Here is a 12,379-nt window from a genome sequence, read left to right as displayed (position 1 = left end):
CTCACTTTGTAAGCAAGAAACTTTACGCCATGAATTTCCTAAGCCTTATTAAACAAATCACTTTAAACCCTGCAGCAATCGGTGTTCTTTTCATTGTTATCGGAACTGCGTGGCTTTTTCTACCATTTGATGGGTTTGCTCTGTTCTCTTTATCTGTCGGCTTGGGATTCTTGGCGGCCTCCACTTATCAATCATGGCTAGCTCCTATTCCTGAACTTTGGCGTAATAAACGAGCAAAAAAGCAAAAGCAAAAACAGAAAATCAACCAACAAAAAGCGCTCATTAACGAGCTTGGAAAAGCTGATATAGACAAACTATTCGAATTTATCCCTTCGGGGCGACTTAATTATTTCGGTTTTGCGGATACGCATGATTTTGCAAGGGATATGTATCAAAACGGACTTCTAGTGAATGTGGCCAAAATGGAAAAGTTTTGGATAGTAAAAATCAATCCAGACCTATTTGATGACATTTGGGCTCGCTACACATTTGTCTGTAGTGAGCTTGCTAACCAAGCAATTCGTTCTGTCGGAGATAACACTGAGGTAAATGCTACTCTGCAAATGCTCAATAAGGGCAGCGATGAACCTTTTGGGGTCAACGACGAGGAATGGCGGGTTGGAATGAAGGTATTAAAAGAGTTAGCTTCCGCCTCTCTTATTACAATTGTGCATAATGGTGATGAAGTCATCCTCAAACCCGATCCTTACATAGAATACTTTGAAAACAACGGAATTAGTGTATTTGATAAGGTTCCAGGGCTGGATGCGATGAAAGAATTTTCGCTAAAACAGAAAGAAAAAATCACCGGTTAATGTGACTATTGAAGTGTCAAGGCAACATAATAATGCTGCTTTTGGCTATTATAGGCTTATGCTTGTTTCGTGGTGTGGTTCTCGTAAGTGAAATTAGGTGCTTTGGTCCAGTAAACCCGAAGGGCAACTGTTAGTTTAGTTCAAAGCAGGTAAGAGTTTGAGGATGCGTTAGGCTTGGTTATCAGCTATATTGATTTTTATAACGCTTTACACAATCGCTAAGCTAATGGAGGAGCTATGAAGTTACTTTCGCTTTTGGGTTTCACGTTAACACTTTTTCTGACAGGCTGCGCCCAAACGTCCACCAAACCTACCATTGAATCAAAGTACGACCCTTATTCTGAGGTGAAAATGGTCAGTGTCGGCTCGTTTGAGATAGCGCCGGGACTCAAATGGGATATTAGCAAAGGCACATCTGAAGGCGAAACTAGCTACCTAGTATATTTTCAACGTAACGGAGCTTACGGGGTTCTACCCAGATTTTACGGACACATCCATAAAGAGGCATAATGTGCCCATAAGGAGTGTTCATGACCAAACGAAGAAAATACAGTACTGAATTTAAACGAGAAGCCGTTGAGCAGACTCGACAGCCCGGAGTCAGTTGTCGACAGGTTGCACTGGAAATTGGTGTTAACCCAAATATGCTGTCCCGATGGAAACGCGAGTTAGAAGAGGCTCCTGGTAGTGCTCACAAAGGCTCAGGCACGCCACGCGACGAAGAGGTTGCTCGGCTTAAGCGCGAGTTGGCCCGGATAAAAAAGGAGCGTGATTTTTTGCGCGAAGCGGCAACGTTCTTCGCAAAAGAGTCGTCCTGAGATATCAGGCGATCGAACGTTGTCGCGAACAGTTTCCGATACGCTTAATGTGCCGTTGTATGAAAGTCTCAGCCAGCGGCTATTATGACTGGGTAAATCGCCAACCGTCGCGTCGTGCCGTTGATAATGAACGATTGCTGACGCGTATTAAAGAGATCCATGAAGATAGCGGCGGTATTATTGGTGCGCCGCGCATGCATGAAGATCTTAAAGAAGAAAAGGAAACGGTCAGTCTTAATCGCGTTGCGCGATTAATGGCATTGCATGGGTTACAAGGTTGGCCGCGCAAAAAAGGGCGTGGTCGCAAAACACCATCTCAGCGCCCGGATGGTATTAAAAACCACCTGGGACGAGACTTCAAAGCCCTTGAGCCGAATACCAAGTGGGTAACTGACATAACCGAAGTGAAAACGGACGAAGGAAAACTTTATCTGTGTGTTGTGCTGGATCTGTTTAACCATGTCGTTGTCGGCTGGTCAATGCACCACCGGCAGGATAGAAAAATGGTTCTGCGAGCGGTGGAGATGGCAGTCTGGCAACGTCCTGAGGCGACACAGGCAATACTGCATTCGGATCGTGGAACGCAATTTACCAGCGGCGATTATCAACGGTACTTAAAAAACAACGACTTATTGGGGAGCATGAGTGCTGTCGGACATTGTGCCGATAATGCGGCTTGTGAAGGCTTTTTCGGTATGCTCAAACGCGAGCGCGTGAACCACCGGAAATACCGAACCAGAGACGAAGCTCGTGCCGATATATTTTTTTACATCGAGCGGTTTCATAATCCAAGAATGCGACGTAGAGTAGCGAATCAAGACAGGAAGTTTACAAACGTTTTAAACCGTCCGTAGAAACGGGGTAGAACCCACGATAGCCCTGGTTCCGAATGGAAGTTCTTAAAGCATCATCACCTTTACTTTCTGGCTGATGGGAAAAGCCTCGATGCCGGCCCGGGAACGCATGAAGGCGATGTTAACTCCACCAGCTCCGGATACCCTTACATTACAGAAAGTATGAGCTACGTGGTTTCGAAAGGTTTTATAAAGAGACTGGGAGAGGCTAGTAACTTATCTGGTCAGGTCGGGAACCAGGAATTTGATGTCACTGACGAGCAGTTAGAGATCCTAAAAACATTCATTAGGAAGCATCTATAGACACTCAAGCGTTAAAAGCAAAAAAGCCACCTGTGAAGGTGGCTACTGAGTATCGCTTAGCATGACATTGCGGCTCCGATTGCCAAGTGTGAGAGGCTAGCGATTAAGTAATACTACCAGAGTAACTTGGTAAGCGGAAGCTGCTGTGTCGCAATTAAGGAAATAGATAAAAGGCTTGGTAAAAAGGGGAGGTATAGAACTAACTGTGAGTATCTCGTTTGGATTGGAAGTTTGGGTCTTCGCGACACTTCAATTTGTTAAGGGGGTTCTTATGAAAAATTCATTCGTAGAATCATGCGTATGCTGAGGGGTGGTGTTTCTGCGAGGCCATGGTGGGACATTTTTAATCCCAGCCAGGAGAAACGTAGAGAGGTTCGAGTCCTCTCCCTCGCCCCAACGTCATGCTGCCGAGGTGTTCGCAGCTTAACAAATCACACGCAGTGCGCCGCTGGCTGCCGCAATAAGCGCTCGCCATATTAACTAGAAGTTTGAAGAGAATGAAAAGCCTTGTATATTTTGATCACAACATATTGAACGCGATGGTGCGGGGCGGTGAGAGCAAAATAGCCGAAGATATTAAGCGTGAAAACTTATTGCCAGTATTCTCAGACGAAAACTTAGATGAAATATCTATCTCTGTTAATCGAAAAGAACAATTTTTAGATCTTTACGCAAGGTTAGGGGCGTGGCATTTGCACGTGCCTGTTGATTCTAGTTTTACAACAATTGAGCAGTTTGTGGTCTCGAAAAAAAGTCCACATGACCGCCTAACTGAATTGAACGAAGCTCGAAAGGGATATGAAAACGTAGGAAAAACGAATCTTGATTTCTTGAGTTTATTTTATGGTGGCGGCGGAGGTAAATTACCAAGTGAAATTGCCCTTGAAGGTATACAAGAAGCTGAAAAAATTCTTCTGGAGCAATTAAAAAATCCTGATTTAGACTTTCTCGGAATTTCTTATTTCAAAAAGCAGGCTCAGGAAGGGTTAAGACAAATTGAAAGTTTAAAAGGGGAGATTGTTGAAGCTTATCGAGAGCTGGATGAAAGAGCGAAGCTTGGCTCATTAACTGAACAAGCCCAAGAAGATATAGGTATTGGACCGCTCCAGCTAAATAATATAACGGGGCCGGGCGTGATTCGAAAGATTTGGTCTATGGTTGGCCCTCACTACGGGCCAAATGATTTAAGTATAGATGACTTTCTGATAAGGGTTGAATCATTTAACTCGAATGGACTGCGTACATTGCCAGAAATCGTAAGCAGAGCCAATGGCATATACAATCTATTAAACCTAGATTCAACTAATAACTGCAACACTCGCTCTTAGCGTGTTGCAATTGCTCTTTAAAAATTATGTCTGGCTGAATAAAGCCCAGTGTTTTCCTGGGACGTAAATTCAGGCGTTGCTGATATTTAGCCATCAGCTCGTTGGTTACAGTGCTCAAATCAGTACCTTTTGGCACGTATTGACGCAATAAGCCGTTCGCATTTTCGTTCGCGCCGCGCTGATAAGAAGCATACGGGTCAGCAAAATAAACGTCGGTCTCGAGCTCTTTTGCAATTCGTTCATGACCCGCGAATTCTAAACCGTTGTCGGCCGTAATGCTGTGAACCAGAGCTTTAAAGGGCTGCAGCATTTCTATAGTCGCGTCAGCAACGGCATCAGCGTGTTTACTTGTGACTTTTTTCACGAGATAAAATCGGCTTTTACGCTCTAAAAGCGTAACGATAGCTCCGGTTCCGCGCTTGCCGATAACAGTATCAATTTCCCAGTCGCCGTAGCGTTCTCGGTCATCAATAATTGCAGGCCGATCGTGTATCGAGCGGCGGCCTAAAATGCGACCACGCTGCTTGTGCAGGCGTTTTCTATAGCGTCTTAACCGGTGGCGAAGGTGAGTAAATAAACCACCTCCGCCATAAAAGTCAGCCAATACATAATTGTAAATCCACTCGTGACTGACTGGATAGCCTATTCGGGTGCAGATAGCCGATATTTGCTCCGGGCTCCAGTCCATAACGAGCATCAGCTCTACAGCGTTTCGCGTATTCTCGCAAACCCTTTTGGGCTTTGGCTTTAAACGCCGTTTTAGCGTGCGCTCTTGAGCCAGTTGAGGGTCATAAGACCCACATAAACTGTTGTTACGTCGCAACTCTCGATGGACGGTCGAGGGCGCAATATTCAGCTTTCTTGCAATCTCTCGTTGTGAAAATTCTTCTGAGAGCAACGCAGAAATCTGGTATCGTTGTCCCTCGGTCAGCTGCCGATAACTCATGTTAGAGCTCACTTTTTTTGGTCGAAAAGTAAGACTACCACATGTGGGTAGCTGACCTCCTTCCGACCTATCCCATTACATGAGTGTTGCGGTTATTATCTGAATTCAGGAAATATATTCGGCTACCAACGTGATGAAGGCCTGTCTAGAGCCCGTCGTATGAGAGCTTCTTTTAGTGATATGACTCATGTCGGCTATGCCTTGATTTGCAAAAGATTTTATTGCAATGATAAGCGCATGAAACTGAAGGCTAAGGCAATTTACGAACATTTGAATGTGAGCGTAGAGATATATGGTATTGAATCAAACAAAAATAACAGAGCCTGACAGACTCTTTCAGTCTGATACCTAAGCCGCTAAAGGGGGGAGGCAAAATTAGATTATCTTTGACAACTCAAATATTAATACAAAAACGCTCCTATTTTGTCTCAACTGAAGCGGGCGCTAGGTAATTAATATGACCGAAGAACAAACTTTTGTTGCTGCGTCGAATGCGATGTCATTTTATGCTGCTGCGAAACGCTGTAGCCTCAAAGGCATGATTCCTTTAGGAACACCGAGTGTTATCTGTGGAGCATTTTCTGTTGAACTATCGATGAAGTCGCTTCTTTATAAGAATGGGGTTGAAAGCAAGGGCCATCATCTTTTGAAATTAATGCGAAAGCTATCGCCTGAAATTCAGAATGAGATCAGAGATGGTCTAGGTAAAAAGTGGCCAGACTTTGAAGAGCAACTAGAAAATTGTGACAAAGCATTCGTTGATTGGCGGTATGCTCACGAAACGACGCAAGATTTAAATATCAACTCCAATTTTCTTATATTACTCGCAGAGATATGCTGCAAAATCGTAATGCGAGAACTGGATATAAACTCAAACTTTGAATTGCAGAATTTAACGTAGGTTCAAAGTTAGTGAAGCGGTAAGATGGCAAATTGGCCAGAATGAAAATAGTCGATACCATGTAAGAGACAATCAATTATCAAGGACGAAGTTATGGCGAAATATTCATGTGAAATTTGTGGCTGCCCGATTGAGAAAAGGCTAGATGTCAGATATGAGTTTGACACAATTCATTGTAAGCAATGCTATCAAACCGAAAGGTCGGCAGAATACATAGCTAAAAAGAAGTCAGGCGAGATAAAGTCGGCGCAAAATAAAAAGGCGACTGTAGAAACTAATGAGTCAGAACCATTCTTATCTGGTGTGTTATGGGTTTTAGCAGTGTTATCGCTTGTATGTGGAGTCGTTGTGGCATTTGTAGCTTGGCCTGAAACGTCGAGATACGGAGGTGAGGCTCCCTTCCCTGCGGCTTCTATTGGGGCAATGGTAAACGGTGTGGTGTGTGCCGTCGTGTTTTTTGCCTTAGGTCAAATCTTATCGGTTGTATCGAGAGTTGAAAGAAAAATTGATAACCAAGACAGATGAGTAAGTTAAAGTGCGGCCGGTGTTACCCGGCCACTCGACAGTTTAATGACTCTTTTAGTCTTTGTTATTGACGCTCCAGGAAATCTTGCGCGCGTTTTAGAATTAGGAACTCATGCTTTTTACCGTTCTTTTTAAATACTATGCGGCTCGAGCCCTCAGGAGCATCAACGTCAAAGCCAAGTTCTTCTGCCTTAGCTAGAACCTTATCCCTGGCTGAAGTTTGATTTTCGCTTTTTTCTGCTTGGTCTTTCTCAGGCTCTGAATACTTTTCTGAATAGCTTTTGAGTTCCGATTGGCAATGTGGGCATTTCACTGCCTTATGGTTAACTAGCTCCTTGCAGTAGTTGCAGGTTTTTAAAGACTCGATATTGCTCCGCATTGGGCTAGCCACAAGAGCAAACGGGATAGCTATTGGCACAAAAAAGACACCGACAAAGAACCAGCCAAGACCATCCCGGCCTTTTTGGGATGCGATTATTGCGGAAGCGGCACCTGAGACTAGGGCTGGGAGTAATACAATAAAGATAGTGATGTTATCCATAACGTGATCCTTTGTTGTTATCGAATTTATTGAGGCGGATTAGTGAAGCATACCAGAACAACTGCATAAATACGGAGGCGAAACGGTGATAGTTGTAGACATATAGTAACTACAATTCCTCATAACACGAAGAACTTCAATTAATCTTGCATAAATTAGAGCTATGAACAATAATCAACAAAATTTCGTTGAAATCGGTTTATTATGATAGTTGATTTAGCATTTTCAAACTTCTACAGCTTCTCAGACGAAGTTTATCTTTCGTTTGAAATGGGGAAAAAGCCGGCTAGTTCGAACTACGATATCCCGCTGGATAGTGGAGAGCGCCTAAACAAGGCGCTAGCGGTTATTGGTCCTAATGGCTCAGGAAAAACGCAGTTTATAAAGCCATTGGCTTTTTTGAGTTGGTTTTTGTCCTCATCATTTCTGCACGCCGACCCAGATGTCAAACTACCTTATCGAGCGCATGCGCTTTATGAAGAGCAGCCAACCACCTTTGAGTTGCGTTTTGTCTTGGATGGTGAGCAGTATAAGTACTCGCTGATTCTCAAAGACAGACTAGTCGTTTCGGAGGCGCTTTATCATAAGACAAGCCATCTCTATAGCTATTTGTTCGTGCGTGAGTTTAAAGAAAACAAAGCTGGCAAGAGTGACGTGAGCTATAAGCAACAAAACTTCTCATTTTCGCCTAAAAAAGCGAAAGAGATTCGTCGAAATGCGTCATTGCTGGCCGCGGCATACAGTTACGATGTGCCCGAAGCCGATATGTTTGTGCAGTTTGCACACGGTATTAATCATAACCTGAATGTGTTCGGGCGTCATAATTACGATGATGGTGCTTTGTTGCAAGCCGCGGAAGAATTAGCTGAAAACGACAAGCTTCGAGTTCAGTTAGCCGAATGTCTATCTGAATTAGACCTTGGGTTACAGAGTGTTGAAGTGCGGCAAGAAACTGTCTTCGAAAGAGATTCCGGAGAAGAGAAGCAGATTGCAATTCCGTATGGGATCCACAAAAGCCAACAGGGCCAGTTTGAGCTTCGCTTTATGGAAGAGTCGAGCGGTACCAAGTCTGCATTTGTTTTGTTGGCCCGGTTGCTTCCTGTACTTGCAAATGGTGGTGTTGCCGTTATTGACGAAATTGATAACGACTTGCACCCGCATATGCTTCCGCACTTGCTGGATTTATTCAAGTATGAGGAAACGAATCCACATAGCGCGCAAATTGTATTTAGCTGTCACACTCCTGAAGTCTTAAACTTGCTGCAGAAACACCAGGTCTATTTGGTGGAAAAAGAAGAACTAAAAAGTGACGCTTGGCGTTTGGATGATGTTGTTGGTTTGCGTGCTGATGACAACCTGTATGCAAAATATATGGCTGGGGCCCTCGAGGCAATTCCTAACTTTTAGACACGGAGGGTCGAGGTGGCTAGACGAGGAAAGAAACAGCGCAAAGCTCAGCTTGCAACTTTACTGGCGGTAGGCGAGGGACCTGCGGACAAAGCCTTTATTAACCATCTGAAAGATCTATATAGTAAAAATACAGGTTAGCGAGTGACTGTCGAAGCAGAGGATGGTGGTTCGCCAGCGACTATGATTCGTAATGTTATTAGAAAACATCGGCATGCAGACTATGACCGGCGCGTGTTGGTATTGGACGAAGATGTATCTATTCTAGAACCTGACATTGCAAAGGCTCGCAAGGCTAACATTGAGTTAATTATTTCCACCCCAGTTTGCTTAGAAGGGATGTTGCTGCGCGTTCTTGAGCAGCAAGTGCCAAATGGTGCTACGGCAACTTACTGCAAAAACCAGCTGCACCCTCAGTTGTCGGGGCGAGAAACTCGGCGAGAGTCTTATCGGGGGCTATTTCCGAAGCCTGTCATTGATAATACAACTAAAGAGCAAATTGTTCGGTTACGGCAGTTGATGTTGAATGCTCATTAGGGGAAAGTACTCAGAAGTACTTGCACCGGCACGTTATAATGGAGCCTAAAAAACAGATGAGAGTTTTTGCTGAGTATATAGAAGAAGCTGATTTGACGTACCGCAAGAATACGCTTCTTCAGTTCGGTAGTAGCTGGAAATTGATTGGCAACGCAGTTCTTGCAAATCCAGGTAGTTCAAGACCAATATCTAAACTGGGAAGCGGGACTATACAGAGCGTTGGCGAATTCTTTAATTACTATCGACACGGGGCGTCCGCTAAGACAGCCAATTGGTATGAGTTTTCTTCAGACTCTACGATGAGACAAGTGGAAAAGATATTTAGCGGGTGGTACCTCGGGGAAGATAGAGAACTGAATGGTGTAATTCAACTTTTTAATACTTTTAATGTTGTAAATCAGAACTTGAGAAAGGCAGTTGGATTAATCGAGAGTGGTTCTGAACATATGTTCTCACCGGCTTGTCACCAGTATTTCAATAATTGCCGAACATATTTTGGTTTTAGTAGTGCTGTTTTAGGTAACAAAGAGTTGAATCGAGTAGCTAAAGAGATTTTCGATGGCTCCTCTGGCGACGTCAAAAAGCCGTATAAAGAACAATTCTCAGATAATAAGTTTTACCACCCAGGGTACGTGAATCGGAGCTATAAACGTGATTTCTTCAGAAGTTACAAGGAAGAAATTCTCTCGGCGATGGTGGGCTAGCTTATTGAAGCAAAGTTAAATAAGATTACTTAACCTTTAACCGTCAACAGTGAGCTAGAAATGAGTAATTAAGAGCTCACCAGACTCATATTTTTTAGATAACTCTTTTGGAAATTATATGGATATTAAATCAGCCAAAGGTTTGGCAAACAGACATCCCGAAATCCGTTCTCGTAAAGAAGTTATGAGCTATGTGCTTGCGGCATTAAATTACTTTCTGGCTAAGGTTGATGGCAGCATAGATGACACTGAGAAGTCCGCTATCGTTCCTGCCGTTGATCGTTCTGGGCTAGTTACTACTCGAGCGGAGGTTGATAGCTATAGAAAAGGTACGAGAGATGTAGCACAGAAAGCGGTCAAACTGTCAGAAGTGATGAATTTGGTCAGTGTTTTTGAAACAAGTGAAGAGAAAGTAAAATTATTGAAGTGTTTAATACACATCGCTTCAGCTGATGGAACGCTCGACAAGGCAGAGTACTCTTTAATATATGACGTTGCTCAATCTTTAACTATTACAATTCCAAAATTTGATGAACTTGCAGAGAAGTTAAATATTGCGACTAGTAATGCCGCTCGTAAACGCAAGTTTGAAGTTGCGGGAGGGGTTTTGAAGACCGTAGGCAAGGGGGTTGCGGCTACTGCTGCGCTGGGTATATCAATAGCTGGCTTATTAATAAAAGAGAGTGTTATGCCATCACAGGGTAATAACAGACAGCCGGCAAGAAACTCGGCGACATCGAAAAAACCAACACAAACCGCAATTAGAGCTAAGCAAAGGGTTATGCGCAAGGGAAACGTAAACTGTGCATGTTGTCAGTATTGGCATGGGGATAGAAAGGTGGAAGTGAGCAAAAAGCTGGTTTCTGTCGATTTGCAGGGGCACCCTAAGGGTATTTGCACGGTTTCTGGCGGGAGTAAGGTTGTAGTATTGGCGATTCACACATGTAGAAAGTTTGTTTCCGTGATTTGACTTATGATATTAGTGAATAGTGTATACCAGCAACTCAGTTGCAGCGGTAGTTACAACGGAAGTTAAGATCAAAACCGTTAAAACCGGCGTCGGATCAAAAACATCGATGAAACACGTAAGAAACTGAAAAAACTAGTTTTTTAACCGAAGCTGAATGTTAGAAAAACCACCAATACAGGACTCATAATCGGTTGGTCCGCAGTTCAAATCTGCGAGGGGACACCACATTTTGAAGCATTTGGCTCCTTAAACATAATTAACCGCCGCCTTGGCTGTGCTTTTCAATCGGTATAACTTGCTATCAAACTAGTAATTGATAAAGTGTTAGTTGGACAGGGTTTAAAGAGCAAAAACGTTAATTATGAAGACGTTATCTATTCAGAACTATACGGGTGGCTCGTTGTTGAATGCGCGCCAACTGAATCTATCGATGAGTTTGATGTTAGGGGCAGACTCACGTCCAAAGCAGTTAAATCGACAGCAAGTCATGCAACTGCTCAATGTGATTGAATCTTTGGCGATGTCGTCGGAGGTGTGGTTTGATGGCTCAATTCAAGATGAAGACAAGGCCATTTTAAAAAATCACAACAATTTGTATCACTCGCTTCTGCGTGAAACTTCGTTAGTTGTTACTGACCAATGGCTCAATTGCTGTCAGGAAGCTATTGCTCAATCCTCGTTATTGATTAAGGAGTGGCTTGAAAGTCCGTCAAAATGGGTACAACAAAAGGCAGTTGATAAAAATGATGCGGAGCTCTTTAAGCAATGTTTGCTTGAGGGATTGGCTCTTAACTTTACTGAACGTAAGCGTTTGGCAAAGGAAACGTTAGAACGAAACGACTTTCGGGGGTCGAAGTGTGTAGCTGGCTTGTTGGTTAGTATCGCTGATGTCGCCGCCATTGACCAACCGAGCGTTGATGACTTTAATAAGGCATTTTCTCAAGCCGCATCCCAAGCAGAGGGTGAGGGGAAGTTGATCTCTGGTTTGATCGATCGCTTTCGCGTTAATTTTGTTAACGAATTGGCGGCACAGCATCGCGCGGTTTACGTGGCAGCCCCTGCAATCGAAGATCTTAAGTCGCAACAGAGCGCTCTTTTGTGGCGCTATTTGGGTCGTCAGTTACAACAGAATTCTACGATTAATCAACTACAGACCATCTCTCAAACAGAGTCAGAGGCGTTACAAAGTTTTCCTTATGCTTACGCTTTGTTAATGCAGAAGAAGGTCACTACACCTACTCAGCTATTGGATTTACTCTTTAAAGTAAGAGATGAAACGGTGATTCGAGCGCAGGCACGCGACCACAATAGCGGTAAGCGATTTGTACATGAATGGAGTGCTGAGGAGTTCGAAGATATTCACAGTAGCTTGTTTGGAGATACGTTTTCAGCAATCAACGCTCGGCAAGGTTCATGGCGTGATAACTTACTTGATATGGGACGCTCTTGCTTACCGGCAATGCTTTCGATTGGCTCTGCTGGTCTCGGTATTGTAATTCCTGAAAATGTATTAGAAGGAACTGTTGCCGTCAGTATGGCCTCGGTAGGTGTGGCTTTAGAAAACAGTAGAGCTTGGAATGGTTCGGGCGCTTCATCGGATCAATCAATAAAGCTCTATAAGGATAATTACATGCGCTGGAACAAGTTGCTCGACAAGGCTTCTAAACATCGCGTTGATGGGATGTCTCTTCAGGGAAGAATAGAAGCCATATTTGGCGTGCCTGTTGTGA

Annotated in this window: 12 protein-coding genes and 1 pseudogene; 11 read left to right on the top strand and 2 right to left on the bottom strand. The window is 43.7% G+C overall.

Annotated elements, in window-relative coordinates:
* Positions 1 to 29: 29 nt before the first annotated feature.
* The 3 genes and pseudogenes from OS145_RS01520 to OS145_RS01500 all read left to right on the top strand — a co-directional run bounded on the left by OS145_RS01520 (position 30) and on the right by OS145_RS01500 (position 4,118).
* Entirely contained in the window at positions 30 to 815 is a 786-nt protein-coding gene (locus OS145_RS01520) for a hypothetical protein (RefSeq protein ID WP_006954217.1), read from the top strand.
* Positions 816 to 1,345: 530 nt separating this feature from the next.
* Positions 1,346 to 2,498 (top strand): annotated as a pseudogene (locus tag OS145_RS01505) (IS3 family transposase).
* A 789-nt stretch (positions 2,499 to 3,287) separates the two neighbouring features.
* Positions 3,288 to 4,118 carry a hypothetical protein gene (locus OS145_RS01500; RefSeq protein WP_006954214.1) on the top strand — a complete coding sequence of 277 codons (831 nt, stop codon included), beginning with the start codon at positions 3,288 to 3,290 and terminating at the stop codon, positions 4,116 to 4,118.
* On the opposite strand, the gene OS145_RS01495 is transcribed toward OS145_RS01500, so the two are convergent.
* Positions 4,093 to 5,064 (bottom strand): IS30 family transposase, encoded by a 972-nt coding sequence (locus OS145_RS01495; RefSeq protein ID WP_006954213.1) that lies wholly within the window; start codon positions 5,062 to 5,064, stop codon positions 4,093 to 4,095. The genes OS145_RS01500 and OS145_RS01495 overlap by 26 nt on opposite strands.
* 457 nt (positions 5,065 to 5,521) lie before the next feature.
* On the opposite strand from OS145_RS01495, the gene OS145_RS01490 reads away from it, so the two are divergent.
* Entirely contained in the window at positions 5,522 to 5,965 is a 444-nt protein-coding gene (locus OS145_RS01490; protein ID WP_006954212.1) for a HEPN domain-containing protein, read from the top strand.
* 93 nt (positions 5,966 to 6,058) lie between these two features.
* Positions 6,059 to 6,490 carry a hypothetical protein gene (locus tag OS145_RS01485; protein ID WP_006954211.1) on the top strand — a complete coding sequence of 144 codons (432 nt, stop codon included), beginning with the start codon at positions 6,059 to 6,061 and terminating at the stop codon, positions 6,488 to 6,490.
* Positions 6,491 to 6,554: 64 nt separating this feature from the next.
* Here the strand turns inward: OS145_RS01485 and OS145_RS12920 are convergent, their stop codons facing one another.
* The gene (locus tag OS145_RS12920; protein ID WP_006954210.1) at positions 6,555 to 7,031 is read right to left on the bottom strand and encodes a hypothetical protein; all 477 of its coding nucleotides are present in this window, start codon (positions 7,029 to 7,031) and stop codon (positions 6,555 to 6,557) included.
* A gap of 204 nt (positions 7,032 to 7,235) precedes the next feature.
* On the opposite strand from OS145_RS12920, the gene OS145_RS01475 reads away from it, so the two are divergent.
* From OS145_RS01475 to OS145_RS13365, 6 genes are all read left to right on the top strand, one after another.
* A complete protein-coding gene (locus tag OS145_RS01475; RefSeq protein WP_006954208.1) occupies positions 7,236 to 8,438 on the top strand; it encodes an AAA family ATPase in 1,203 nt (400 codons plus the stop codon).
* Between the two features lie 15 nt (positions 8,439 to 8,453).
* Positions 8,454 to 8,579 (top strand): hypothetical protein, encoded by a 126-nt coding sequence (locus tag OS145_RS13630; protein ID WP_006954206.1) that lies wholly within the window; start codon positions 8,454 to 8,456, stop codon positions 8,577 to 8,579.
* 3 nt (positions 8,580 to 8,582) lie between these two features.
* Positions 8,583 to 8,975, top strand: a complete 393-nt coding sequence (locus OS145_RS01470) for a hypothetical protein (protein ID WP_006954204.1) — start codon at positions 8,583 to 8,585, stop codon at positions 8,973 to 8,975.
* A 38-nt stretch (positions 8,976 to 9,013) separates the two neighbouring features.
* A complete protein-coding gene (locus OS145_RS01465) occupies positions 9,014 to 9,679 on the top strand; it encodes a hypothetical protein (RefSeq protein WP_006954202.1) in 666 nt (221 codons plus the stop codon).
* A gap of 118 nt (positions 9,680 to 9,797) precedes the next feature.
* A complete protein-coding gene (locus OS145_RS01460; protein WP_006954200.1) occupies positions 9,798 to 10,649 on the top strand; it encodes a tellurite resistance TerB family protein in 852 nt (283 codons plus the stop codon).
* 361 nt (positions 10,650 to 11,010) lie between these two features.
* A partial coding sequence (locus OS145_RS13365; protein ID WP_006954198.1) for a hypothetical protein occupies positions 11,011 to 12,379 on the top strand: 1,369 nt, incomplete at its 3' end.

The organism is Idiomarina baltica OS145 (assembly GCF_000152885.1).
GTDB classification, from domain to species: domain Bacteria; phylum Pseudomonadota; class Gammaproteobacteria; order Enterobacterales; family Alteromonadaceae; genus Idiomarina; species Idiomarina baltica.
This window is presented reverse-complemented; position numbering and strand designations above follow the sequence as displayed.

Excerpts from the sequence above, each read along its gene's own strand:
- OS145_RS12920 (WP_006954210.1), bottom strand. The coding sequence starts at position 7,031 with ATGGATAACATCACTATCTTTATTGTATTACTCCCAGCCCTAGTCTCA.
- OS145_RS01500 (WP_006954214.1), top strand. The coding sequence starts at position 3,288 with ATGAAAAGCCTTGTATATTTTGATCACAACATATTGAACGCGATGGTG.
- OS145_RS01490 (WP_006954212.1), top strand. The coding sequence starts at position 5,522 with ATGACCGAAGAACAAACTTTTGTTGCTGCGTCGAATGCGATGTCATTT.
- OS145_RS01460 (WP_006954200.1), top strand. The coding sequence starts at position 9,798 with ATGGATATTAAATCAGCCAAAGGTTTGGCAAACAGACATCCCGAAATC.
- OS145_RS01520 (WP_006954217.1), top strand. The coding sequence starts at position 30 with ATGAATTTCCTAAGCCTTATTAAACAAATCACTTTAAACCCTGCAGCA.
- OS145_RS01475 (WP_006954208.1), top strand. The coding sequence starts at position 7,236 with ATGATAGTTGATTTAGCATTTTCAAACTTCTACAGCTTCTCAGACGAA.
- OS145_RS01465 (WP_006954202.1), top strand. The coding sequence starts at position 9,014 with ATGGAGCCTAAAAAACAGATGAGAGTTTTTGCTGAGTATATAGAAGAA.
- OS145_RS01485 (WP_006954211.1), top strand. The coding sequence starts at position 6,059 with ATGGCGAAATATTCATGTGAAATTTGTGGCTGCCCGATTGAGAAAAGG.
- OS145_RS01495 (WP_006954213.1), bottom strand. The coding sequence starts at position 5,064 with ATGAGTTATCGGCAGCTGACCGAGGGACAACGATACCAGATTTCTGCG.